The following is a 23,672-nucleotide window of genomic DNA, read 5'->3' as shown; positions in this document are numbered from 1 at the left end:
TTTTTACACATCCTTAAAGTTTCCTGTGTTTTTGCCGAAAATAGCATCAGAAGGATCAAGGTATCCACTGGCGCTATGGCGCAAAAACATAGGGACTCATCGGGATGACAGTTATCTCTGCGACAGGTAATCAGGCGCTTAATACGCTGGTTACGTCAACAAAATCACTGACGGCAGTCACTACTACAGCCAGTCAGCAGCAGGCTTCAACGACACAATCCACCGCAGTGATGATCGGCCAGACGGAATCTGCGTCGCCGGTATACAGCATCACCAAACCGGCACTGGTCTGGGAACGTTCATCCAGTGATCTGATGTCTTCAAAACTCGCCTCGAATTTCAGCAACGCCGGCAATGCGGCGCGGTTTACCGGACTCGGTGCGGCGCTGCTTGAACGATTTACTACCGACAGCGGCAGTTATTCCCAGTCGGTGATGAAGCAGACTTCCGCTCAGTCAGCCAGTTCAGCGGGCAACGTCGCCGCACAAACCCAGCTTCATACCAAAGCCGATAATCAGATAAGCCTGAGCATTAAAACCGCCAGCGGCGCGCTGGTCGATATCACGCTCAGCAGTGATGATGATGCGCTTGGTGTACAGATGAATGTCAGCAAAGGCACGCTCAGCGATACGGATCGTAAAGCGCTGGCCGGACTGGCAGAAGGTTTTCAGAAAGCGATTGATGGCCTGACGGCACAGCCGCCGAAACTGGATCTGAGCGGGCTGACGAAGTTCGATACCTCTGCGTTGTCGTCGGTGGATTTACATGCCTCGCTGGGCACCACCCATACCCAGACGCTGGATTTCCACGCCGATGCCAGTACGCGTTCTGTGAAATCAACGGGTATTGCCGGTACGGTGGATATCAGCGTGGACATGAGTAAACGGGCACTGTTGGGCACTGAAAGTCAGCAGAAGCAGGCGCTGAACAGTTATCTCAAACAAATCAGCAGTGCAGGCAACCGTGGTAATGCTGACGAATCGCTGATGGCCATGTTCAAAGATGCCTTTACCGCCCTGAACAGCAATTACGGCGATACGTCGACGACGTACAAAAGCCGGGGGGCTGAGCCGGTATATTTCTCGCTGACCAAAACCGATAAAAACCTGATGACCGGATTGGCAGATTTCACCGCGTCAGTCATGCAAACGCCGGTCGATTCCACCAATCCAATGCGTCAGGATGAAACCGATACGTTCTCTTATCAGCTATCGCAGGCCAGCACGATCACCGGCACCAGCACGCAAGATCGCAACATCACACAGAAGCAGCAATCACATCTGGTCGCCAGCTATCATGAGTCGCTGACACCTGGGTTGAAACTCAATCTGACCAGCGACCGCAACTCACAGAATTACCTCTACTATCAGATTGATGACACGGCAGAAAGCACGACGTCCGTGCAATACCAGAAAGGCGTGCTGGTCAGTGCGTCGGTAGATCAGTCTGCCAGCCACTCAACGCATATTCAGAAATACGTCAAAGGCGCGCTGGAATCTGATATCACCACGCCGGAGTCCACCTCGAAAACCACCGATTTGCTGGGTAAATTGCAATCCGCATGGGAAAATAATGCCCCTCGTATGTCATTCCGGGATTATCTGAATCATCAGACACTGCCGGATCTGAGCGGACTGGTGTTGATGGAAACGGATCCTGCGGCATATCGTTCTTAATTATTACGACACACACAGGCAGGCAATCCGCAAACCCTGATCTCAGGCTAACGGATTAACAGCCCCATCCGGGGCTGCTGTTTCGCCTTAATTTGTTTATCTCTGCATCTCAAACTTCGTCCCTTTCACCACGACTTCATCAAATTGCAGATGATGCATAAATTCACGCAAAATCAGCAAGGTGGCGGCGAAATCATTGCCGTCAGGGATGCCTTCGAATTGCGCGGGGCGGCCGTTGATTACCAGCGCCAGCCGGTCAAAGGTGCGCTCTACGGCGTCGAGGGACAGTGTCATCACTTCGTTTTCCGCCTCACCGGCAATGCGGGCCAGCGCGCGGATATCGTTGTCCGAGCTGAACAACCGGGCACCCGGCGGGATGTAGTGGCGGATGCGGATCACTTCGTCTTCGACTACCATAATGGCGGTTTCCATTTCATCCGGCGTCGGCGGCGTGTGGCGGAAATAGCCCACGGAGGTCAGCTGTGAACCCAGTGTTAATGGCAAACTCTTGTCTTCGCTATCCTCATTTCTGACGATAACCAGCGTCTCTTCGCTGCCGATATGCAGCAATACAGCAGGTGTTGTCATCGGCTTCTCCCAATCGTTAACGTTCTGAATGTTTCCCGACAGCAGGATCAGGCAATCCTTGCACAGTAATGGTCTATCTCCGTTTTGCGCACAGGTCTTAGCATGAAAACTCATTCACCGGAGGCATTCATGAAACAGATTAATCAAATCTATATTAATGGCGAATTCGTTACCCCGCACGGCAAAGAGGTGATGGACCTGATTAATCCTGTGACCGAACAGGTCGCGGCGCAGGTTCGTCTGGCCGACGAAACCGATACCCGCCAGGCTATTGCGGCGGCAAAGGCGGCGTATCCGGCGTTTTCGCGCAGCACAAAAGCGCAGCGCATTCAGTATTTGCAGCAATTGCACGATGCCGTTCTGGCGCGGGCGGATGAGCTGGAAACGGTGATGAGCGCAGAATACGGGGGTTCGCTGGCGATGGTGCGCGGTACGGTAGCGCGGGCTTCCGGTGCATTTTCACAGGCGATAAAACTGCTTAATGACTATGATTTTGTGCGTCAGGTGGGACGGGCAAAAGTGGTGATGGAACCGCTCGGCGTGGTCGGGCTGATTACGCCGTGGAATGCGAATTACGGGTTCATCTGCAATAAAATGGCTACCGCACTGGCCGCAGGCAGCGCGGTGGTGATTAAGCCGAGCGAACTGAGCGCGGTACAAACCCGGTTGCTGACGGAATGTCTGCACGCGGCAGGATTGCCGGCCGGTGTGTTCAATATTATCACCGGGCGGGGTGACGTCGTGGGTGCCGAAATGACCCGCCATCCGGATATCGCCAAAATCTCGTTTACCGGTTCGACGCTGGTTGGCAAAACCATTGCCCGCGACGCGGTGGATACCCTGAAACGCGTCACGCTGGAACTGGGGGGCAAGTCGCCGAATATTTTGCTGCCGGACGCTGACCTCGCGAAAGCCATTCCGCTGGCGCTGGCGGTCGGTACGATGAATAACGGTCAGGCGTGTATCGCCGGAACCCGTTTACTGGTGCCGGAACAACGTCTGGAAGAGGTGAAAACGCATCTGTTGCGCGCGGTGGCGGATATCCATGTCGGCGACCCGACTCAGGAGGAAACGCAAATCGGCCCGCTGGTGACGGCAAAACAGTATGCCCGCGTGCAGAACTATATCCGTCTGGGCATTGAGGAAGGTGCGGAGCTGCTGTGCGGCGGCGAAGGGCGGCCAGAGGGATTAAGCCGCGGTTATTTCGTGAAACCGACGGTGTTTGTGAACGTCACGCCGGAAATGACCATCGCCCGCGAAGAGATTTTCGGACCGGTGCTTTCAGTGCTCACCTATCGCAGCATTGAGGAGGCGGTACAAATGGCGAACGACACGGTGTATGGCTTGCAGGCCTACGTCAGCGGGGAAAACTGTCAGCAGGCGCGTGAGGTGGCGAGTCAAATCGTGGCCGGGCGGGTGTTCGTTAACGGCATGTACGATGCGCCGGATGCACCGTTTGGCGGCTTCAAACAGTCCGGTCTGGGGCGCGAATTTGGCACTTACGGGCTGGAAGCGTATCTTGAGCCGAAGACCCTGATCGACGATGAGTGAGGTGCTATGACGTTAATGACATCCCTGAGCGCGCGCGTGTTGCGTGCTTTTGCCACCCTGCCGCCGGAAGAGCTTTCCTGCCCGACGGCGCTGCCCTGGCTGTCATTTATCCGCTTTACCCATCCGACGGCGCTGAACAAAGGCATGCTGGAACCTTCGATGTGCCTGATTTTACAGGGTCAAAAAAAGGTGCTGATCGGCACGGAGGTGGTGGAATACGGCGCGGGCAGTTATCTGCTTTCCGCCATTGATATGCCGGTTTCGGGGCAGGTCACGCAGGCATCAGCGGATCTTCCGTATCTGGGGATCCGCATCGATCTTGATCTGAAAGAAATGGCGGATCTGATGATCGACATGCAGCTCGATCAGCGGTTGATCCCGACATCCGGCAGCGTCACCTATGTCGCAAAATCCGATGACTGTCTGGCCGACGCATTTTTGCGGCTGGTGACCCTGCTTGAGCATCCGCAGGATTTGCAGGCGCTCGGGCAACTGGTGAAAAAAGAGATTTTCTACCGGCTGATCACCGCCCCCGAAGGCGGTCATTTTTATCAGCATTTGCTGTCGTATTATCAGGGCAAGGGCGTCAGTGAGGCGATTCAGTGGATCAAAGCCAATTTCGCGCATCCGCTGCGTATGGACGAGCTGGCGAAAACGGTCGGCATGAGCGTGTCGAATCTTCACCACCGGTTTAAAGCGCTGACGGTGATGAGCCCGCTACAATATCAGAAACAAATCCGTCTGCTCGAGGCGCGGCGGTTGTTGCTGAGCGGCAATATTGACGCGGCGACGGCGGCGTTTCGGGTGGGTTACGAAAGCCCGTCGCAGTTTAACCGGGAATATCGTCGTTCGTTTGGCGCGCCGCCCTTGCAGGATATCGGCCAGCTCCGCCAGCAGGGCGTCACGTTGTAAGCGGATGCGGATCGCGCCGCGCAAACTCTTTCACCATCCAGTCGATAAATACCCGCACACGTGGCGAAAGCTGGCGGTTGCGCGGGTAAAGCAGGGAAACCGGCAGCGAACCGGCCGGATAATCCGCCAGAATCTGCACGAGACTGCCCTGCGCCAGATCTTCCAGCAGGCCGTAATGCGGCACCTGAATAATCCCCATCCCGCGCCGTGCCGCTTCTTTCATGCTTTCCGCGCCGTTGACCGACAAACTGGTCGGCAGCATAACGTCACGCAGTTTACCTTGCTGCTGAAACACCAGCGGCAACAGACCACCGGTCGCACTGGACCGGAAACCAATCATCCGGTGACCGGCGAGATCGTCCGGTGTTTCCGGTATGCCAAAACGTTGCAGATAGTCCGGGCTGGCGCAGGTAATTTCCGGCAACGTACCGAGCGGCCGCGCCACCATATCGCTGTCTTTCAGCTCTCCGGCGCGGATCACACAATCGATGCCTTCCCGCACCAGATCCACCAGCCGGTCGCCTTCGCTCATGTAAAACTCAATGTCGGGATACTGCGCCAGAAAATCCGGTAAGCCGGGCAGCAGAAAATGTCGCGCCATCGAACCGTGTACATCCACCCGCAATAACCCTTTCGGCTGCGCACCGGCAAAGGCCATTTCGGCATCTTCCACATCCGCCAGAATACGCAGACAGCGCTGGTAATAGGCTTCGCCATCCAGCGTCGGACTGACGTGACGGGTCGTGCGTTGCAGAAGCCGGATGTTGAGCCGCGTCTCTAGCTGCTTAATTGCGTCGGTCACCGTCGAGCGTTTCAGGTTCAGCGCCTGTGCGGCCTGCGTAAAACTGCGCAGTTCCACCACGCGGGTGAATAACTGCATGCTGTCGAGTTTATCCATGATGATTGTTCGCCTTTTTCGGATAGTGATAACGAATATCGGGTAATTATCCGGCAGCGTCAATCGGCTACGCTTTCTTCAGCAGCAATGAATCCGGACAACTCAAAAGGAAACACCTCATGACTTCATCAAAACAGAAAGTCGCTCTGGTCACCGGCGCATCCCGTGGTATCGGCGCAGCGATTGCCCTGCGTCTGGCGCGGGACGGTTTTACCGTGATTGTGAACTATTCACGCGGTGCGGCAGAGGCCGACGCGGTGGTCAGCAAGATTGAACGGGCAGGCGGCAAGGCCATCAGCGCGCAGGCGGATGTCAGCGACGCGGCGGCGGTCAGCCGGATGTTTGCCAGTGCGGAACAGGCGTTTGGCGGCGTGGATGTGCTGGTCAATAACGCGGGCATTATGACGCTTTCTGCCATCGCCGATACCGACGATGCGGCCTTCGATCGCCTTATCGACATCAATCTGAAAGGGACCTTCAACACCCTGCGTGAGGCGGCGAAACATCTGCACAATGGCGGGCGCATCATCAACTTTTCATCGACGGTGGTGGGGTTGTATCAGCCGACGTACGGCGTGTATGCCGCAACCAAAGCCGCTGTCGAGGCGCTGAGCCGTGTGCTGACCAAAGAAATGCGCGGCCGCCAGATCACCGTCAATACCGTTGCGCCCGGCCCGACGGCAACGGATTTATTCCTCAACGGCAAATCGGATCAACTGGTGGACACCATCGCCAAAACCTCACCGCTTGAGCGCCTCGGTCAGCCGGAAGACATCGCCTCCGTGGTCGCCTTCCTCGCCGGTCCCGACGGTGCCTGGGTGAACGGCCAGACGCTGAAGGCGAATGGCGGGATTATTTAACATTCCCGATTAAGGCAGAAAGATAAATAGTCTGAATGCAGCTCGCAAAAGCCTGTAACGAAAATAACGTTACGGGCTTTTCGTTGTATACTCTTTGTAGATACAACGGTGGAGGAATGAACATGCGAACTCAGGCCACATTACAGAAATGGGGTAACAGCATCGCGCTGCGGTTGTCAGGAAATTTGAAGTCAATTCCACAATTCGAAGAAGGCGATGTTGTTGATATCGAGATTTCTGAAGAGGGGCTGCAAATTCGAAAAGCCGGGAAGCAGAAGGTCACTGAGGCCAGCTTGCTATCGGGTCTGAGCGCGTATAATGCTCACGCGGATGAATTGGCAGAACCGACTGACAGGGAGCTTGATTATTAATGTATTTACCAAAGCGTGGCGATATTTGCTGGCTGGATTTTGAGCCAACCAAAGGAAAGGAAATAGGCAAATATCGCCCTGCGCTTATCCTGTCTCATGAAACTTATAATCAGGTCACCGGGCTGGTGATTTGTATGCCGGTGAGCACCAGTATTCGTGGCGCACCGACCGAAGTGCCGGTTAAGAATTTGAGTGCACCGAGCGTGGTCGCCACAACATTGATCCACACAATGGACTGGCGTCACCGGCAGGCTAAGTTTATCGCTGTTGCGGAAAGTGGCGTGTTTGACGACGTGCTTGCCAGAATCATTCCGCTGATTGGCGGTGAGAGCTTAATGGCCTGATATCAAATTATGCCACTGCCGCCTTCCTGAACATTTCCAGCCAGTTCGGGCGGCAGAACATCACCAGATTGCCCATGAGGATCAACGCCAGACCGATAATCGCATTGATGTGCCACTGATAGCCTTCATAGAACGTGGACACCGTCAGGGCGACCAGCGGGAATAGCAGGGTGCTGTAGGCGGCCTGACTGGCACCGATGCGGCCGACCAGCGTGAAGTAAATCCCGAAGGCCAGCACTGAGCCAAACAGCGACAGATAGACCAGGGAGCCGAGGTATTGCGGGGTCAGATCGATGGCGAATGACGCGCCCTGCATCAGGCTCAGTGCGCCCATAACGGCCGTGCCGTAAAACATCGCGTAAGTATTGGTGGAAAGCACATCCAGCCCGTGGCGCTGGTGGCGGGAACTGATCATGTTGCCGAGTGAAAATCCGTAGGTGCCGAGCAGGCTGAGACCGATGCCTTTCAGCAGTTCCGGCGCGATGTGTGCCGCGCTCAGATCATGCCAGAACAAGGTGATAATGCCTGCCAGTCCGAGAACCGACGCCGGGATCACCGCCGGTGCCAGTTTCTGGCGGAAAAACACCATGCCGTTGAAGGCGTTAAACAGCACGGCCATGGAGAAAATCACCGATTCCAGTCCGCTGGTGATATAGGCTGCCGCGTGATAGAAACAGTAAAAATTGAAGCAAAAAACGCAGCACCCCTGCACCATGCAGAACAGGTGATCTTTCAGCGCCAGACGTCGCAACCGGCGCGTTGCCAGCAATGCCACCAGCATGATCACCGCCGCCAGCAGGAAGCGGTAGAAAATCGACACCGTCACCGGGACATCGCCCTGTTGCAGGTAGATGGCAAACCAGGTAGTGCCCCAGATAATAATCACCAGAATATAAAGCAGCGCGTTCATAGCCTTCTCTCGTTTCACATGACATGTTGAGCGGAGTGTGCGGGAATGCGCGCTGGCTGGCTGTCAGCCGTTTGCGGCGGGTTGCATATTCTTGCGCTTTTTTTCGCTGCGTCACGCAGCAAAATCTGGCTCTGCGGCGGGGAAAAACCGTAAACTGTGACTCTTCTTTCCTCCACCGGGTGTGCTGGCATGACCAGGGTTTATCAGGCATTTGAAACGCTGCGCAAGCACAAAGCGGTGCTGCATGACAGTCTGACGCTGGGGTCAGGTATTCAGCTGGCGGCGTGGTCGAACAAAAATGACATCGTCAATCAGGAAAGTGCCGATCACCACACGCTGAGCCTGTACGTCGCCGACGGTTATGAGTGTTATCACAAAACCCGCAGCGGCTGGCGCAATGGCGGCGGGCCGGATCGTTTTTGTCTGATGCCGAAAGACAGCATGTCGAGCTGGGATGTGCGCGACGATTTGTCGTTTGTGCATCTGTATTGCTCCGACGAACATTTACGGCATCTGGTGGAACAAACCTGGGATCGCAGTCCGGCGGCGATCCGCATGGAAGAGCATACGTTCGGAGAAGATCCGCAAATTACCCTGCTGTATCGCCACTTTTTACTCAGCAGTCAGTGGCAGGAAAACAGCAATCAGCTGATGCTCAGCAGCGCGGCAAATCTGCTGCTGGCGCATCTGGTGAAACATTACACCCACCTGCAATGGGCGCTGCCCACGGTACGCGGCGGGCTGGCACCGCATATTCTCAATCGCGTGAAAGATTACATTCACGCGCATCTTGCGGAACCCTTGCTGTTGCCGGACCTCGCCGCGCTGGCGGAACTCAGTGAATTCCATTTCGCCCGTATGTTTAAACAAAGTATGGGCATGGCGCCGCATCAGTACGTGATGAATGCCCGGCTGATCCGTGCGGAAATTTTATTAAAAACCAGTCAGATGGATATCACCACCCTTGCGCTGGAATGCGGATTCAGTTCCGCCAGCCATTTCAGTAACCGCTTCAAAGCCGTGCGCGGCATGACGCCGACGGCGCTGCGCCGCGGCTAATTCATCTTATCCTTCAGGAAAAACCATGCAGACCCTCGCTCCCGTTATTGAAACCGAACGACTGATTTTACGCGGCCATCATGTGGATGATTTTGAACATATCGCCGCGCAATGGGCCGATCCGGCTGTGGTGAAATATATCGGCGGCACGCCGTCCGGCCGCGAGGCGAGCTGGAGCCGCCTGCTGCGTTATCCCGGCCACTGGCAGATGCTGGGCTTCGGTTACTGGATCGTATTCGAAAAAAATCACGGCGCAGAAGGCGCGTTTGTCGGTGAGATCGGTCTGGCGGATTATCAGCGGGAAATTACCCCATCGCTCAATGGCATGGCAGAAATGGGCTGGGTGGTTTCTCCGGCGTTTCACGGCAAAGGCTATGCGTTTGAAGCCGCACAGGCGGTACTGAACTGGGCCGGTACACATCTCGATCGTCAGCTATGCTGCATTATTGCGCCGGCGCATCAGGCTTCCATCCGTCTGGCGGAAAAATGTGGTTTCGTGGCAAAAACCGATACCACCTATCATGGGTCAGAAACGCGGATTTTTGTCCGTCCGGCGTAACCGGCCATTTACGTTCCACTTATCAGGGGAAATCATGCTGAAGATTCTGGGTAAATCACCGTCGATCAATGTGCGTAAAGTGTTGTGGACCTGTCACGAACTGGGGCTGGAATATGAACAGGAGCAATTCGGTTCAGGTTTTCAGACCACACAGACGCCGGAGTTTAAGGCACTGAACCCCAATGCGATGGTGCCGGTGCTGCTCGACGGCGAGTTTGTGCTGTGGGAATCCAATGTGATTTGCCGCTACCTGACGGCGCGGGAAGGGCGTGAGGATTTGCTGTCATCTGATCCGAAACGCCGTGCGCTGACGGAACAGTGGATGGACTGGCAGGCCGGTGAGCTGAATAATTCGTGGCGATATGCGTTTCCGGCGCTGGCGCGCAACAGCCCGCAACATCAGGATCCGGCGCTGATTGATGCCGGTGTCAGCGAGTGGAACCGTCATATGCAGATGCTGGAAGAACAGCTTCAGCGCAGCGGCGATTACGTGCTGGGCGATAATTTTACCCTGGCGGATATTCCGATCGGGCTGGCGGTGAACCGCTGGTCGATGACCCCGATGTCGCGTCCGGCGTTACCGGCGGTGTCGGCGTATTATGATCGCCTCAACCAGCGCGAAGGTTATCGTTTATTTGGCAGAAACGGTCAGGTTTAGCGTTAAGAAATAGCAAGATGACAGGCAATAACCTGTGCGCAGAAAGTATCCACACCCTCGTCACTACGTTAAACTGTACCCCTGAAGACAGTCAGCGATAAGGATCAAGAAAGGATGACGCGAACCGCGTGTCTGGTGTGTAATGCAGGGAATATTGCGCAGGTCATTCCCTCATGCGCTGAAATAAGGTACAAGGCTGCATGAAAATCCCAAATAGAATCCAACCTCTGGTGGATGACGGCCTGATTGATGATGTGGTCCGTCGACTGAAAAGTGGCAAAGAGGCCGACGTTTACACCGTGTTATGCGGTGAAGAGATCCGTTGTGCCAAAGTTTACAAAGAAGCGACACAACGTAGCTTCAAACAGGCTGTGCAGTATCAGGAAGGCCGTAAAGTGCGCAATACCCGTAATGCACGTGCGATGCAGAAGGGGTCAAAGTTCGGCCGTAAGCAGCAGGAAGAATCCTGGCAGACGGCGGAAGTGGATGCGCTGTTTCGTCTGGCGAATGCCGGTGTGCGCGTGCCGCAGCCCTATATTTGTCTGGACGGCGTGCTGCTGATGGAGCTCATCACCGACGCCGACGGCGTGGTCGCGCCGCGTCTCAGTGATGTGATCCTGACCGAAGAAGAAGCCGTCGCGGATTTTGAGACCATGATCCGTAACATCGTGCGCATGTTGTGCGCCGGTATCGTGCATGGCGATTTGTCAGAATTTAATGTGCTGATGGATGCCGACGGGCCGGTGATTATCGACCTGCCGCAGGCCGTCGACGCGGCAGCCAACAACCATGCCGAATCGATGTTTGAGCGCGATGTGAATAACATGACCGAGTATTACGGTCAGTTTGCGCCGCAGTTGCTGGAAACGCGTTTTGCCAAAGAAATCTGGGCATTGTACGAAGACGGCAAACTGACGCCGGAAACCATTCTGACCGGGCAGTTCACCGAAGATACGCACAAAGCAGATGTGGATTCGCTGCTGGATGAAATCATTGCCGCCGAAGATGAGTACTATGATCGTCAGCGGGCAATGAAGGAAAGGGACCTCGATCACTGAGGTATATTTTTTCCTTTTTTCTATTCCGGCATCACCGCATGTCTCCCGCAAAAACCGGCATTCTGCAAAATATGCTGGCCGGTTTCTGAAAGAATAAAATCTGCCAGCGGTTTGCCTTTCTCCGTGCAGGTCGCCAACGCGTATCTGGCCCGCACGTTGTAATCCGCCGGAATGTTGTAGACTTCCAGCGCATCGTTTTCCCGCAGCAGCGTGGCATAACTGGTATAGCCGATAAACACATCGGCCTGACCGCTGCAAATCAGCCATTCCGCCGCCAGTTTGCCTTCCGGTACTTTCGCCGATTTCTCACCGCCCACCAGCCGCAGCGCTTTATTGCGCAAAATCGCCCCCGCATCAGGATGCCTTCTTTCGATCTGCTCGAACATCTGCCAGGTGTAATCGCCGGAAGGATCGCTTTGCGGCGTCGAGGTCGCCAGACGAAAACGCGGATCCAGCAACACGCTCAGCCAGTTGAGTTTCTCCAGCTCGGGCCCTTTTCTGGCCGTCACGCACAGGCTGTTGCCGCAAAAGGCTTCCACCTCCAGCGCCTTGCCATGTTGTTGCAACGTCAGCGGATGCGCGGTATTGGCCGAGGCAAACAGATCGACTTTTTCACCCTGTTCGATGCGCTCGCGCAGCAATCCGGCGGGGCCGAATTCCACGTCGATTTTGTCGCCCGTTTCTTCCGTAAAGGCATCACACAACGGTGCCCACGCACGGCGCAGACTCCCTGCCGCCAGCACTTTTATCGTCTTTGTCATCAGGTCTCCTTGTCACATTGCCTCAACATAAAGCGCCGGAGACGAGGCTATTTCCCCGCGCGCGCCGCTTCTGTCGCGGGCTTATAATTTGTCCGGTAGAAGCGTTGATAATAGTCATCAGCCTGTTTTTGCATGTCGATGTCGGCGAATTTTTGCGGGTAGAGTTTTTTCGCCATCCACAGTTCGCCAATGGCCAGGGCTTCGGGCATCGGGTAGCCCCAGGCTTTGGCGTATTCCGGCATCAGATAGACACGATGGTTTTTCACCGCATCAATACCCTGCCACTTCGGATCCTGCTGGATCTGCCCGACCACGTCAGGATAACGATCCTGCACGAAGATCACCTGCGGGTTCCAGGCGATCACCTGCTCCAGCGCGACCTGTTTAAATCCTTTCACCGTGGACGCCGCCACGTTCATGGCACCGGCATGCGCCATCATCAGGCCGGTGTATTTCCCCGAGCCGTAGGTGGTCAGATCGGGATTGGCCATATAAGTGCGGATCCGCTGACTGGCCGGAATACTTTTCAGCCGCTCGCCGGTTAACCGGCGCTGAGAAAAAGTATAGTCGATCAATGCCTGCGCCTGTTTCTGGTGATTCACCACCTCACCGATCAGCGCGATGCCTTTTTTCAGCCCCTCGGAGTAGGCCTTGTCTTCATCCGGCAGCACCGGATTCATCTTATGTTCTTCGCCTTTCGGATCATCACGCAGCGATACCGCCACCACAGCGATGCCGGTCTGGCTGATCTGGTCGATCATTTCCTGCGGTGCATAGTTGGTGACGAACACCACCTGCGGATGCAGCGCCACCACGCTTTCCAGATTAACGCTGGTCAGGTCACCGACCACCGGTGTTTTTGCCAGTTCCGGTGCGAGGCGCACATAACCACTGCCCAGTTGCTGCTGCCAGTTGTTCAGCACGCCGACGATGTCCCGGGTGGCATCAAGCTGCACCAGCAGATTAAGGGTCTGGTGTTGCAACACGACGACGCGATCCACCTGATCGGGAAGAGTGACCTGACGGCCAAGCTGATCGGTGATCTGACGTGTAGCCAACGCGGAAGGGGAAGCCAAACTCAGGGCCAGGCCGAGCAGGGCTGCCGGAGTCAAAAAGCGGGATGAAAATACGCGCACGGAAAAATCCTCTGGTTTCGTTGTGCAGAGGATTATATAGCGTTCGCGGTAAAGTGAATATGACTGGTGATAAGTGCCACGTTTTTATCAATCGACAGTTTTTAGAAACTGATGGTTTTATAAACAGATGGTCTTGTAAACAGAGCGTTATTTGCGCCCGTCGAGCAGCATACGCACCGCCAGTCCGCCCAGCACCGCGCCCATAAACCAGCGCTGAAGCACCATCCACAGAGGGCGTCCCGCCAGAAAGCCCGCGATATAGCCTGCGGAAAGTGCCACCAGCGCGTTAACCGTCGTGCTGATCAGAATTTGCGAGCTGCCCAAAATCAGCGACTGTGCCAGCACATGCCCCTGTTCCGGCACGATAAATTGCGGCAACAGCGTCAGATACAACACGGCGGCTTTGGGATTCAGCAGATTAGTGACCAGCCCCATGGTGAACAGTTTTTTATGACTGTCGCGGGGTAAATCTCTGACCTGAAACGGCGAGCGACCGCCGGGTTTCACCGCCTGCCAGGCCATATACAGCAGATACGCCGCGCCGCCGATGCGCAGGGCGTCGTAGGCGAACGGCACCGCCATCACCAGCGCGGTAATGCCCAGCGCAGCGAAAAGCATATAAAACAGGAATCCCAGCACCACGCCACCCAGCGAGATCAGCCCGGCTTTCGGACCCTGACACAGCGAACGCGAGATCAGGTAAATCATGTTAGGTCCGGGTGTTAACACCAGACCGAGACAAATCAGCAGAAAGGGCAACCAATGGGCGGCATCGGGCATGGAAAACTCCGGCAAAATTCATAAAGTTGAAGCACACAGATATAGAGTGTTTTACGCTGTTTTAGCAAGCGGCAGGTTGTCATTTTTTATTCATCGATTCCGGTGCATTCTATGAAGACAGCTTTTGTTCCTTCCGACTGAAAACTCAGGATTTGTCATGACTAACACTATGATGTCCCCGCGTCTGGCGGTTGCCAGTCAGATTGCGGCGCAGGCCGCCAGACTGGCGCTGGACTTTTTTCACCGCCGGGACGCTATCGAAATCAGCAGTAAGCGCACGCAGGATTTTGTTTCTGAAGCCGATCTGGCGGTTGAGCAGTTTATCCGCACCCGGCTGGCAGAGCATTTTCCGCAGGATGCGGTGATCGGTGAAGAGATGGGTGGCATTCTGACCGACGCGCCGTGCTGGGTGATTGATCCTATCGACGGGACTTCGAATTTCCTGCGCGGTTCGCCGCTGTGGGGCGTGTCGCTCGGGCTGGTGGAAAATAAACAGCCGGTGATGGGCATAGTGGCGCTGCCGGTTTTAAACGATCTGTTTGCAGCAGAATCCGGAAAGGGGATTTTCCTCAACGACAAACCCTTCCGTCGCGATGACCGTTTTGAAGATGTACAGATTGTGTCGCTGGGCGACAGCGCCGATGACCAGCTGGACGAGGCCTCGGCCTTTTATCAGGGGATCCGCGCGGCTGACTGGTCAGTACATTGTTATCGCTGTACCACGGTCGGCATGGTGTTTGCGGCAAAAGGCATTATCGACGGCCATCTGCAACGGCGCACCACGCTGTGGGATATCGCTGGCGGCACGGTGTTGTGTCAGGAAGCCGGGCTGGAAACGGTGGTGAAATTCGCGAAGACAGCGGACGGCAGCGACAATTTCCGACACATGTCGGTGGCGGCGGGGACGGCGAAGTTGTTGTCGGGCGTCAGCCCGTTATGGCCGGATTTTGAGCCAAAGTGAGTTGCGGTGATTGCCCTCTCGCCCTGAGAGGGCAAAACCGGTAAATGCGTGGCAGATCATGTTTTTATCGCATTGCGGTAACATGAAAAATTTGTCCGGTAACCCTGAAATTACATTTCGAAAGTCAGTGTTTAACAAAATGAAATATAGTTTCATTTTGCCTAAAGTTCCCCTGCGTTTGGCCGTTATGAGAGTTTCCTGTCACTGACTTCCCGATGTGTCCAGATGAAAAAGATCACTAACCTCACCATCCTTGCCCGTTTACTGGGTGCTTTCGCGCTCGTCCTGTCGCTGATGCTCATTCTGGCGGCCATGTCGGCCTGGCTGCTCAACAGCAGCAATCAGCAGATTGAAAATTACCGCGCTTACCGGCTGCCCGGCGTGCAGTTTCCGCTGGTCATGCGCGGAACGCTGGCCGAATTACGGCTGCAACAGGTGCAGTACATTGCCTCGCCGCAGGGTACGCCGCGTGACGGTCACCGGGTCGAAATCCTGCAGGCGGTAGCCACTTTTAAAGAGGCTGAAAACGCATACCAGAAACTGAACAGTGGCGGCAGTAAATCGGATCTGTTTAAACAAATCGTCCGTAATTTTGAACAGTTTTCGCTGGCGAACGATCAGGTGATCGCGGCGGTGGAACGCAACGATATCGCGCAGGCCACGCAAATCAGCGGCGATAACTCGCGCAAGTACCGTACGCAACTGATGGCGGATCTGGCGACACTGGTCAAAAACGAACTGACAAACAGCGAACAGGCCGCCGCCGGGGCGCGCAGCAGCTATCACACGGGCAGCGCGATGTTCTTAGTGCTGGTGGGTGTGGCCTTTGTACTTTCACTGGCGATGGCGCTGCTGCTGGCGCGCAATCTGGTGAAACAGCTGGGCGGTGAACCGGCCTATGCCGCCTCTATCATGCGCGAAATTGCCGCCGGTAATCTGGCGGCAAAAATCACCCTGAAACCGGGTGATGACGGCAGTTTGCTGGCCTCCCTCAACGGGATGAATCAGCAACTGAATAAAACCATTCATCAGATTATGCAAGGCAGCGAATCCATCAGTCATGCCGCCAGTGAAATTGAACAGGGCAACGTGGATTTATCACAGCGCACTGAAGAACAGGCGGCCTCGCTGGTGCAGACCAGTTCCAACATGCAGAACCTGACCACCACCGTCAGCCAGAATGCGGATAACGCGCGACAGGCCAGCCACCTGGCGCTGGAAACCTCGAAAACGGCGTCTCAGGGCGGGGCGATCGTGACGGGAATGCAGGCGCATATGCGCGATGTGTCCGGCAGTTCGAATGAAATCATTAATATTATCAGCGTGATTGAAGGTATTGCCTTCCAGACCAACCTGCTGGCGCTGAATGCCGCCGTCGAAGCGGCCCGAGCCGGTACGCAGGGCAAGGGCTTTGCGGTAGTGGCGAGTGAAGTGCGGGTGCTGGCGCAAAAAAGCGGACAGGCGGCGAAAGAGATTAAAGACCTGATCCAGGGCACCGTCAGCAAAATTGCCGAAGGATCTCAGCAGGCCGATCGCGCCAGTAAAGCCATGAACGAGATTGTCAGTTCGGTGAATAAGGTGGCGGGAATTGTCAGCGAAATTTCGACGGCAAGCTCGGAGCAGCACACCGGTATTCATGAAGTGGGGATTGCAGTCGATCAGATGGACCGGGTGACGCAACAGAACGCCGCGCTGGTCGAACAGGCGGCGGCCGCGGCGCAATCCCTGACGGAGCAAAGTGTCGAATTGCGCAACGCCGTGCGTTTCTTCCGCACGGCGGCCGTCTGAGCAGGGCGCGTCAGACTTTTTGCGTAATGGTGATCTGCGGTTCCCAGTCTGAATCGGGATGCTGGGCAATCTGTTGTGGCGTCATCGGACGTCCCAGCAGATAGCCCTGCAAGGTGTCGCAGCCCAGCTGGGTCAGGAAATCCTGCTGCTGGGTGGTTTCCACCCCTTCGGCCACCACTTTCAGGTTGAGGGTCTGGCCGAGGGCAATGATCGCCGACACGATGCTGGCGTCTTCACTGCCGGCAATCAGATCGTTAATGAAGGCACCGTCGATTTTCAGCTCGCTGGCGGGCAGACGTTTCAGATACAGCAGGCTGGAATAGCCGGTACCGAAATCATCAATCGAGGCTTTAACGCCGTATTGCGTCAGACGCTCCAGAATTTCCACGCTCACATCGGGATTGCGCATCGCGGTGGTTTCGGTCACTTCCAGCGTCAGCATTTCAGGCGGGATCTGATGGCGCTCAATGGTATCAATCACCATTTCCACCAGATTGGTCTGCTCAAACTGCAACGTGGATAAATTCACCGCCACCGTCCATTGCGTATGCCCCTGCAGATGCCATTCGCGCAACTGGCGGCAGGCTTCGTTCAGCACCCATTCACCGATGGGAATAATCAGACCGGTTTTTTCCGCCAGCGGCAGGAACACATCCGGGCTGAGGGTTTTGCCGTCGCGCTCCCAGCGTAACAGCGCCTCGAAACCGCTGACCGGCCCGTAAGGCGCGATAAATTTTGGCTGATAGTGCAGACGCAATTCGTGGTGTTCCAGCGCCAGACGCAAATCATTGAGCATCTGCAACTGGTTCTGCGCATTGGCGTTCATCGACGGCTGGAAGAAACTGTGTCCGTTACGGCCTGAATTCTTGGTGTGGTACATCGCGGCGTCGGCATTGAGCATCAGCTCGCGCTCATTCTCGCCATCGCCCGGATACACCGCAATGCCCACGCTGGCGGACACCAGCAGTTCGTAGCGGGACACATAGAACGGACGCGCAATCAGATGCACCAGTTTATCGGCCAGCTGCGACGCGTCGGTCGGCTCGGTGATCTCAACCAGCAGCACAAATTCATCGCCCCCCAGTCGCGCCAGTGTATCCGTCGCACGCAGCTGAGATTTCAGGCGCTCGGTAACGGAAATCAGCAGCTGATCACCGATGTGATGGCCGAAAGCATCGTTCACGGCTTTAAATCCGTCGAGATCGAGGAACAACACCGCAAACTGTGATTCGCCGCGAGAGGCTTTCTGAAACGCCTGACTGAGACGGTCTTCCAGCAACAGACGGTTCGGCAACCGGGTGAGATTGTCATGCAGCGCCAGTTGCGTCAGCTCGCGGTTGGCCTGCGCCAGTGACGATGCCAGAATCGACGTGCGGGCCTGCATACGGCCATCCAGAATGGAAATGATCAGCGTGATCGCCAGAATGGCCAGCGTGACCACAATCACCAGCAACGCCAGCCAGTTATTGTCCACGCCGCTGAATGCCGCCATGCTGTGGCTGTCCATCGGAAATTCGGCGGCGGCCATACCGATGTAATGCATGCCGACAATGGCCGTGCCCATCACCACTGCGGCGCTGATGCGCAACAGGCGCACGTTAGGCGACTGCTGACGTAAATGGAATGCCATCCACAGCGCCGCACCGGAGGCGACAATCGCCACCGCCACCGATAACGCGACCCAGCGGTAATCGTAAACAATCGGCGGCATCATCAGCATCGCCGACATACCGGTGTAATGCATCGCGGCAATGCCACCGCCCATCAGCAAGGCCCCCGCCAGTAACCGTCTGACCGGTAATTCCTGCAGACACACCAGCCACAGCGCAAAGGCTGACGAAATGATGGCGATAAACATGGAAAGCAGGGTAATGACCGGGTCGTAACCCATTGGCATCGCAGAATTAAAGGCCAGCATGCCGATAAAATGCATCGACCAGATACCGATACCCATTGCAATGGCGCCACCAATTAACCAAAGTCGGGAAGCCCTTCCCTCCGTGGTGGCAACCCGGCCAGCCATATCAAGTGCGGTATAAGAGGCAAGCATTGCAACAATGAACGAAAACATAACGAGCACATTGTTGTAATTACTGGAAAACATGTGAGGCTCCACAAACATAGAGTCGAAAGCGACGGGCTGATTTTTTATCCGGCGATAATGGCATTAAGAGTTATTAAAGGCGAATGAAGTTACGATTATTTTTTTCATGTAATTAAGATTAATCCGTAAGTGATTTTAATCAAATAAAAAGATTCTGGCGCAAATAAACCCGATAAATAGCAGGGTTTTTAATGTATTTGTGATACGGGTTTTGAAAGCGTTGTCTATAGTTAACAAATAATTAAATCAAACGGGGCAGAATACCTTTATGTTAACAGTGCATCATTTGGATAATTCACGATCACAGCGAATCTTATGGATGCTCGAAGAGCTGGGCGTCCCTTATGAAATCCAGCGTTATCAGCGGGATAAAAAATCCATGCTGGCGCCGGAATCGCTGAAAAAAGTCCATCCGCTGGGCAAATCACCGGTGCTGGAGGACAGCGGCATGATCCTCGCGGAATCCGGTGCCATCATTGAATACCTGCAGGAAGTGTACGATGAGGCGGGCACGCTGAAACCGGCCGCTTTTGCCGAACGTCAGCAATACCGTTACTGGATGCATTATGCGGAAGGTTCGCTGATGCCGTTGCTGGTGATGAAGCTGATTTTCAGCCGTCTGGGCAAACCGCCGATGCCGTGGCTGATCCGTCCGGTCGCCGGCGCGATCGGGCAGGGCGTACAGAAAAACTATCTGGATAAGCAGATTTATACCCACATGGATTATCTGGAACAGCATCTGACCACGCATCCTTATTTCGCCGGTTATCAGTTCAGCGCGGCAGATATTCAGATGAGTTTCCCGATAGAAGCGATCAATGCCCGCGCCGGTTTGGGAAAATATCCGCGACTCAATGCCTGGCTGGCGAATATAACGGCGCGTCCGGCCTATCAGAAGGCGCTGGAAAGTGGCGGGCCGTTTACTATCTTGCGTTAATCCCATTCTGCATTTTTATATTTCGACACGTTCATGGCGGGCAGTTTTTTATGCAATGAACGTGTCGAAAAAATAAACCTTAATAAATCTCCTGTTATTTTTTCTTTCCTGTCTTTTTTGCCTTTTGCGTCTCACTTTTCTTCAACGGGTAAATTTCCACCACAACCGCGTTTTTATTGACCGGACAACGGTAAATTGTCGGCGAACGGAGTTGAAATGGGAGTACCAAAGGCCGGATAATCGTTTGCGTTAATTTTTGTCCCGCCACACGCGATGCGAGTTAAACGTTTGCCTTGCCGTTCTGACGCTGTTTTCGGCGATGTCAGGCGACAAATATGGAAGTGAACGTGCAGAAACGGTTTCATAATGACCACGCCGGCTAATCAGTAAAGACATTCAGAGGATTTTCCATGTCGAGTCAACAACCTCAGGCGGGCCGCGCAATTGCGCCAAAAGGCCCGCTTGATGCTTTTTTCAAAATCAGTGCGCGTGGCAGTAATGTCCGTCAGGAAGTGATCGCCGGTTTAACCACGTTTCTGGCGATGGTGTATTCGGTCATTGTGGTGCCCTCAATGCTCGGCAAAGCGGGCTTCTCGCCAACGGCGGTGTTTGTCGCGACCTGTCTGGTCGCCGGTTTTGGCTCCCTGCTGATGGGGCTGTGGGCGAATCTGCCTCTGGCGATCGGTTGCGCCATTTCTCTGACGGCCTTTACCGCGTTTAGTCTGGTACTCGGCCAGCATATCAGCGTGCCTGTCGCGCTCGGCGCGGTGTTCCTGATGGGGGTGTTGTTCACCATTATCTCGGTGACCGGTATCCGTTCGTGGATTTTGCGCAACCTGCCAGCAGGCGTTGCGCACGGTACCGGCATCGGTATCGGCCTGTTCCTGCTGCTGATTGCCGCCAACGGCGTCGGTCTGGTGGTGAAAAACCCGCTGGATGGCTTACCGGTAGCCCTCGGCGCCTTCACCTCTTTCCCGGTAGTGATGACGTTGCTCGGTCTGGCCGTGATTTTTGGTCTGGAGAAACTGCGCGTGCCGGGCGGCATTCTGCTGGTGATTATCGCCATTTCCATTATCGGTCTGATTTTCGATCCGACAGTGAAATATCAGGGTTTATTCGCGATGCCTTCTCTGGCGGGCGCGGACGGTAAATCCGTGATTTTCGATCTCGACATCATGGGCGCGCTGAAAGCCGCCGTATTGCCAAGCGTGCTGGCACTGGTGATGACTGCGGTCTTTGATGCCACCGGTACCATCCGTGCGGTCGCCGGGCAGGCGAACTTACTGGATGAGAACGGCCAGATCATCAGCGGCGGTAAAGCCCTGACCGCTGACTCCGTGAGCAGCATTTTCGCGTCTCTGGTCGGTGCATCGCCCGCTGCGGTGTACATCGAGTCCGCCGCCGGTACAGCGGCGGGCGGCAAAACCGGCCTGACCGCAACCGTGGTCGGCGTGCTGTTCCTGCTGATGCTGTTCCTGTCTCCGCTGTCGTATCTGGTTCCGGCTTACGCGACCGCACCTGCGCTGATGTACGTCGGCCTGCTGATGCTCAGCAACGTTACCAAACTGGATTTCAGCGATTTCGTGGATGCGATGTCAGGGTTACTGTGCGCGGTATTTATCGTGCTGACCTGTAATATCGTCACCGGCATCATGCTCGGTTTCAGCGCGCTGGTAATTGGCCGCATCTTCTCCGGCGAATGGCGCAAACTTAACCTCGGGACGGTGATTATCGCCGTCGCGCTGGTGGTGTTTTATGCGGGCGGATGGGCGATCTGATGCCAACTGCCTTTCTCCCTCCCCTGCGAAGGGGAGGGTTGGGGTGGGGTATTAATGACGAATCAGCAGGTTGAAGTGTGCTTTGGCATGAGTTTTGTCATTAAAACCCCCTCCCGCCTCCCCCTTCGCAGGGGGAGGAGCACGAAAAAGCCTTCATTCCGGCTCCTGAGACGGGTAAGGAGCAAACCCTCTCTGATGTAACCGCACGCACTGATTTAAATCACATCCCCTTTTGATCTACTATTCCTTAGTTCGCTCCGGACTCACTCACCTGCGTCTGGCTGAAATTCATAAAAACAAGAGTCTAAGGAAAGCATGGAAATCTTCTTTACCATTCTGATTTTGATTCTGGTGGTGTCGCTCTCCGGTGTCGTCACCAGAATGTTGCCGTTTCAGGTTCCTCTTCCATTAATGCAGATTGCTGTCGGGGCCTTGCTGGCCTGGCCGAATTTTGGTTTGCATGTGGATTTCGATCCTGAGCTGTTTCTCGTCCTCTTTATTCCGCCGTTGCTGTTTGCAGATGGCTGGAAAACCCCGACCCGTGAATTCCTCCACCACGGGCGCGAAATTCTCGGGCTGGCGCTGGTGCTGGTGTTACTCACCGTCGTCGGCATCGGCTATCTGATTTATATGATGGTGCCGGATATCCCGCTGGTGGCGGCGTTCGCGCTGGCGGCGGTGCTTTCACCGACCGATGCCGTGGCACTGGGCGGCATTGTCGGCAAGGGCCGCATTCCGAAGTCGATCATGGGCGTGCTGGAAGGTGAGGCGCTGATGAACGATGCGTCCGGCCTGGTCTCCCTGAAGTTTGCTATCGCCGTGGCGATGGGCACGATGATTTTCACCGTCGGCGGTGCCACGGTGGAATTCCTCAAAGTGGCGATCGGCGGTCTGATGGCCGGTGTGGCGGTGACGTGGCTGTACAGTAAATCGCTGCGCATCATGAGCCGCTGGAGCGGTGATGATCCGGCGACGCAAATCGTCTTCCTGCTGCTGTTGCCGTTCGCGTCGTACCTGATTGCCGAACACATCGGCGTGTCGGGCATTCTGGCTGCGGTGGCTGCCGGTATGACCATCAGCCAGTCCGGCATTATCCGTAATGCGCCGCTGGCGATGCGCCTGCGCGCGAACAGCGTCTGGGCGATGCTCGAGTTTGTGTTCAACGGCATGGTGTTCATCATGCTGGGTCTGCAACTGCCGGGCATCCTTGAAAACTCAATTGATCAGGCGACACACGATCCGTCCATCGTCACCTGGCATCTGTTTGCCGACGTCGGGATTATCTATTTTGCGCTGCTGATCCTGCGTTTTGTCTGGCTGTGGGTGATGAAGAATTTCAGCAACCGTTTCCTGAAAAAGAAACCGCTGCTGTTTGGCAGCTACAGTACGCGTGAGCTGTGGGTGGCGTCTTTTGCCGGTGTACGCGGGGCGATTACCCTGGCCGGTGTGCTGTCCATTCCGCTGTTCCTCGCTGACGGTTCGGCGTTCCCGTCGCGTTATCAGCTGGTATTTCTGGCGACCGGCGTCATTCTGTTCTCCCTGATTGCCGGGGTGATTGCCTTGCCATTCCTGCTCCGGGGCGTGGTGGTGGCCGATGGCACAACCTATCGTGAAGAAGAGCGCATGGCGAAATCGATCGCGGCGGAAGTGGCGATTGAAAGCCTGCACAAGATGGAAGAGCGTCTGGCGGCGGATACGGAAGAAAACATCGATGAACAGACGCTGAAGGAAATCAGTTCGCGGGTGATCGGCACACTGCGGCGACGCACGGCCAATCGCGATGATATGGAAACCGCGCTGAAGCTGGAAAACCTCGAGCGTCGCTTCCGTCTGACCGCACTGCGCGCCGAACGGGGTGAGCTGTATCACCTGCGCGCCACGCAGAAAATCAGTAACGAGACCCTGCAAAAACTGCTGCATGATCTCGATTTACTCGAAGCGCTTCTGGTAGAAAAAGAGGTGTAGCGTCTGTCAGAAATAAAA

Annotated in this window: 22 protein-coding genes; 15 read left to right on the top strand and 7 right to left on the bottom strand. The window is 55.3% G+C overall.

The genetic code is table 11. The features are described from left to right. Positions 1-104: 104 nt before the first annotated feature. Positions 105-1,676 carry a hypothetical protein gene (locus EDF78_RS18740; RefSeq protein WP_133823641.1) on the top strand — a complete coding sequence of 524 codons (1,572 nt, stop codon included), beginning with the start codon at positions 105-107 and terminating at the stop codon, positions 1,674-1,676. 96 nt (positions 1,677-1,772) lie between these two features. Here EDF78_RS18740 and EDF78_RS18735 read toward each other — a convergent pair whose 3' ends face one another. Beyond that, on the bottom strand, positions 1,773-2,264 hold the full coding sequence (locus tag EDF78_RS18735) for a hypothetical protein (RefSeq protein WP_133823640.1): 492 nt from the start codon (positions 2,262-2,264) through the stop codon (positions 1,773-1,775). A 129-nt stretch (positions 2,265-2,393) separates the two neighbouring features. Between EDF78_RS18735 and EDF78_RS18730 the strand changes: the two genes are divergently transcribed. Both EDF78_RS18730 and EDF78_RS18725 read left to right on the top strand, forming a co-directional pair. Beyond that, positions 2,394-3,815, top strand: coding sequence for an aldehyde dehydrogenase family protein (locus EDF78_RS18730; RefSeq protein ID WP_133823639.1), 1,422 nt, complete (start codon positions 2,394-2,396; stop codon positions 3,813-3,815). Positions 3,816-3,821: 6 nt separating this feature from the next. Further along, positions 3,822-4,727: an AraC family transcriptional regulator gene (locus tag EDF78_RS18725; protein WP_119823682.1), complete on the top strand. Its 906-nt coding sequence runs from the start codon at positions 3,822-3,824 to the stop codon at positions 4,725-4,727. Here the strand turns inward: EDF78_RS18725 and EDF78_RS18720 are convergent. Further along, on the bottom strand, positions 4,717-5,625 hold the full coding sequence (locus EDF78_RS18720; RefSeq protein ID WP_119823680.1) for a LysR family transcriptional regulator: 909 nt from the start codon (positions 5,623-5,625) through the stop codon (positions 4,717-4,719). The two genes, EDF78_RS18725 and EDF78_RS18720, sit on opposite strands and share 11 nt — an antisense overlap. 119 nt (positions 5,626-5,744) lie before the next feature. Between EDF78_RS18720 and EDF78_RS18715 the strand changes: the two genes are divergently transcribed. From EDF78_RS18715 to EDF78_RS18705, 3 genes are all read left to right on the top strand, one after another. Next, positions 5,745-6,485, top strand: a complete 741-nt coding sequence (locus EDF78_RS18715) for an SDR family oxidoreductase (RefSeq protein ID WP_133823638.1) — start codon at positions 5,745-5,747, stop codon at positions 6,483-6,485. Positions 6,486-6,607: 122 nt separating this feature from the next. Next, positions 6,608-6,856: a transcriptional regulator gene (locus EDF78_RS18710; RefSeq protein WP_095924359.1), complete on the top strand. Its 249-nt coding sequence runs from the start codon at positions 6,608-6,610 to the stop codon at positions 6,854-6,856. Then, positions 6,856-7,200: a type II toxin-antitoxin system PemK/MazF family toxin gene (locus tag EDF78_RS18705; protein ID WP_133823637.1), complete on the top strand. Its 345-nt coding sequence runs from the start codon at positions 6,856-6,858 to the stop codon at positions 7,198-7,200. The genes EDF78_RS18710 and EDF78_RS18705 overlap by 1 nt, the downstream gene beginning before the upstream one ends. A 7-nt stretch (positions 7,201-7,207) precedes the next feature. Here the strand turns inward: EDF78_RS18705 and EDF78_RS18700 are convergent, their stop codons facing one another. After that, entirely contained in the window at positions 7,208-8,110 is a 903-nt protein-coding gene (locus tag EDF78_RS18700) for an EamA family transporter (RefSeq protein ID WP_133823636.1), read from the bottom strand. Positions 8,111-8,299: 189 nt separating this feature from the next. Between EDF78_RS18700 and EDF78_RS18695 the strand changes: the two genes are divergently transcribed. From EDF78_RS18695 to EDF78_RS18680, 4 genes are all read left to right on the top strand, one after another. Further along, positions 8,300-9,169 (top strand): AraC family transcriptional regulator, encoded by an 870-nt coding sequence (locus tag EDF78_RS18695; protein ID WP_095924362.1) that lies wholly within the window; start codon positions 8,300-8,302, stop codon positions 9,167-9,169. Between the two features lie 25 nt (positions 9,170-9,194). Beyond that, positions 9,195-9,728, top strand: coding sequence for a GNAT family N-acetyltransferase (locus tag EDF78_RS18690; protein WP_133823635.1), 534 nt, complete (start codon positions 9,195-9,197; stop codon positions 9,726-9,728). Positions 9,729-9,762: 34 nt separating this feature from the next. After that, positions 9,763-10,386, top strand: a complete 624-nt coding sequence (locus EDF78_RS18685; protein WP_095924364.1) for a glutathione S-transferase — start codon at positions 9,763-9,765, stop codon at positions 10,384-10,386. A 200-nt stretch (positions 10,387-10,586) separates the two neighbouring features. Continuing rightward, the gene (locus EDF78_RS18680) at positions 10,587-11,444 is read left to right on the top strand and encodes a PA4780 family RIO1-like protein kinase (protein WP_095924365.1); all 858 of its coding nucleotides are present in this window, start codon (positions 10,587-10,589) and stop codon (positions 11,442-11,444) included. Between the two features lie 20 nt (positions 11,445-11,464). Here the strand turns inward: EDF78_RS18680 and modA are convergent, their stop codons facing one another. The 3 genes from modA to EDF78_RS18665 all read right to left on the bottom strand — a co-directional run bounded on the left by modA (position 11,465) and on the right by EDF78_RS18665 (position 14,121). Then, positions 11,465-12,205, bottom strand: coding sequence for a molybdate ABC transporter substrate-binding protein (gene modA, locus EDF78_RS18675; RefSeq protein ID WP_095924366.1), 741 nt, complete (start codon positions 12,203-12,205; stop codon positions 11,465-11,467). A gap of 47 nt (positions 12,206-12,252) precedes the next feature. Continuing rightward, positions 12,253-13,302, bottom strand: a complete 1,050-nt coding sequence (locus tag EDF78_RS18670; RefSeq protein WP_229920964.1) for an ABC transporter substrate-binding protein — start codon at positions 13,300-13,302, stop codon at positions 12,253-12,255. A 186-nt stretch (positions 13,303-13,488) separates the two neighbouring features. After that, positions 13,489-14,121, bottom strand: coding sequence for a LysE family translocator (locus EDF78_RS18665; protein ID WP_095924368.1), 633 nt, complete (start codon positions 14,119-14,121; stop codon positions 13,489-13,491). A gap of 157 nt (positions 14,122-14,278) precedes the next feature. Between EDF78_RS18665 and EDF78_RS18660 the strand changes: the two genes are divergently transcribed. Continuing rightward, the gene (locus EDF78_RS18660; RefSeq protein WP_095924369.1) at positions 14,279-15,082 is read left to right on the top strand and encodes an inositol monophosphatase family protein; all 804 of its coding nucleotides are present in this window, start codon (positions 14,279-14,281) and stop codon (positions 15,080-15,082) included. Between the two features lie 225 nt (positions 15,083-15,307). Continuing rightward, positions 15,308-16,870: a methyl-accepting chemotaxis protein gene (locus EDF78_RS18655; protein WP_133823634.1), complete on the top strand. Its 1,563-nt coding sequence runs from the start codon at positions 15,308-15,310 to the stop codon at positions 16,868-16,870. A 10-nt stretch (positions 16,871-16,880) separates the two neighbouring features. On the opposite strand, the gene EDF78_RS18650 is transcribed toward EDF78_RS18655, so the two are convergent. Next, entirely contained in the window at positions 16,881-18,974 is a 2,094-nt protein-coding gene (locus EDF78_RS18650) for a bifunctional diguanylate cyclase/phosphodiesterase (RefSeq protein WP_133823633.1), read from the bottom strand. Between the two features lie 268 nt (positions 18,975-19,242). Between EDF78_RS18650 and EDF78_RS18645 the strand changes: the two genes are divergently transcribed. The 3 genes from EDF78_RS18645 (at position 19,243) to EDF78_RS18635 (ending at position 23,654) form a co-directional block, all read left to right on the top strand. After that, positions 19,243-19,911, top strand: coding sequence for a glutathione S-transferase (locus EDF78_RS18645; RefSeq protein WP_119823656.1), 669 nt, complete (start codon positions 19,243-19,245; stop codon positions 19,909-19,911). 410 nt (positions 19,912-20,321) lie between these two features. Beyond that, entirely contained in the window at positions 20,322-21,689 is a 1,368-nt protein-coding gene (locus tag EDF78_RS18640; protein ID WP_133823632.1) for an NCS2 family permease, read from the top strand. Between the two features lie 315 nt (positions 21,690-22,004). Next, positions 22,005-23,654: a Na+/H+ antiporter gene (locus EDF78_RS18635; RefSeq protein WP_095924374.1), complete on the top strand. Its 1,650-nt coding sequence runs from the start codon at positions 22,005-22,007 to the stop codon at positions 23,652-23,654. Positions 23,655-23,672: the final 18 nt, after the last annotated feature.

Source organism: Rahnella sp. BIGb0236, from assembly GCF_004364755.1.
Classification (GTDB): Bacteria; Pseudomonadota; Gammaproteobacteria; order Enterobacterales; family Enterobacteriaceae; genus Rahnella; species Rahnella victoriana.
This window is presented reverse-complemented; position numbering and strand designations above follow the sequence as displayed.

What these genes read in the sequence shown, in the direction of transcription:
- EDF78_RS18645 (WP_119823656.1), top strand. Translation starts at nt 19,243, where the DNA reads ATGTTAACAGTGCATCATTTGGATAATTCACGATCACAGCGAATCTTA.
- EDF78_RS18720 (WP_119823680.1), bottom strand. Translation starts at nt 5,625, where the DNA reads ATGGATAAACTCGACAGCATGCAGTTATTCACCCGCGTGGTGGAACTG.
- EDF78_RS18730 (WP_133823639.1), top strand. Translation starts at nt 2,394, where the DNA reads ATGAAACAGATTAATCAAATCTATATTAATGGCGAATTCGTTACCCCG.
- EDF78_RS18690 (WP_133823635.1), top strand. Translation starts at nt 9,195, where the DNA reads ATGCAGACCCTCGCTCCCGTTATTGAAACCGAACGACTGATTTTACGC.
- EDF78_RS18650 (WP_133823633.1), bottom strand. Translation starts at nt 18,974, where the DNA reads ATGTTTTCCAGTAATTACAACAATGTGCTCGTTATGTTTTCGTTCATT.
- modA (WP_095924366.1), bottom strand. Translation starts at nt 12,205, where the DNA reads ATGACAAAGACGATAAAAGTGCTGGCGGCAGGGAGTCTGCGCCGTGCG.
- EDF78_RS18660 (WP_095924369.1), top strand. Translation starts at nt 14,279, where the DNA reads ATGACTAACACTATGATGTCCCCGCGTCTGGCGGTTGCCAGTCAGATT.
- EDF78_RS18685 (WP_095924364.1), top strand. Translation starts at nt 9,763, where the DNA reads ATGCTGAAGATTCTGGGTAAATCACCGTCGATCAATGTGCGTAAAGTG.
- EDF78_RS18640 (WP_133823632.1), top strand. Translation starts at nt 20,322, where the DNA reads ATGTCGAGTCAACAACCTCAGGCGGGCCGCGCAATTGCGCCAAAAGGC.
- EDF78_RS18665 (WP_095924368.1), bottom strand. Translation starts at nt 14,121, where the DNA reads ATGCCCGATGCCGCCCATTGGTTGCCCTTTCTGCTGATTTGTCTCGGT.
- EDF78_RS18700 (WP_133823636.1), bottom strand. Translation starts at nt 8,110, where the DNA reads ATGAACGCGCTGCTTTATATTCTGGTGATTATTATCTGGGGCACTACC.
- EDF78_RS18655 (WP_133823634.1), top strand. Translation starts at nt 15,308, where the DNA reads ATGAAAAAGATCACTAACCTCACCATCCTTGCCCGTTTACTGGGTGCT.
- EDF78_RS18725 (WP_119823682.1), top strand. Translation starts at nt 3,822, where the DNA reads ATGACGTTAATGACATCCCTGAGCGCGCGCGTGTTGCGTGCTTTTGCC.
- EDF78_RS18710 (WP_095924359.1), top strand. Translation starts at nt 6,608, where the DNA reads ATGCGAACTCAGGCCACATTACAGAAATGGGGTAACAGCATCGCGCTG.
- EDF78_RS18695 (WP_095924362.1), top strand. Translation starts at nt 8,300, where the DNA reads ATGACCAGGGTTTATCAGGCATTTGAAACGCTGCGCAAGCACAAAGCG.
- EDF78_RS18715 (WP_133823638.1), top strand. Translation starts at nt 5,745, where the DNA reads ATGACTTCATCAAAACAGAAAGTCGCTCTGGTCACCGGCGCATCCCGT.
- EDF78_RS18735 (WP_133823640.1), bottom strand. Translation starts at nt 2,264, where the DNA reads ATGACAACACCTGCTGTATTGCTGCATATCGGCAGCGAAGAGACGCTG.
- EDF78_RS18705 (WP_133823637.1), top strand. Translation starts at nt 6,856, where the DNA reads ATGTATTTACCAAAGCGTGGCGATATTTGCTGGCTGGATTTTGAGCCA.
- EDF78_RS18635 (WP_095924374.1), top strand. Translation starts at nt 22,005, where the DNA reads ATGGAAATCTTCTTTACCATTCTGATTTTGATTCTGGTGGTGTCGCTC.
- EDF78_RS18680 (WP_095924365.1), top strand. Translation starts at nt 10,587, where the DNA reads ATGAAAATCCCAAATAGAATCCAACCTCTGGTGGATGACGGCCTGATT.
- EDF78_RS18740 (WP_133823641.1), top strand. Translation starts at nt 105, where the DNA reads ATGACAGTTATCTCTGCGACAGGTAATCAGGCGCTTAATACGCTGGTT.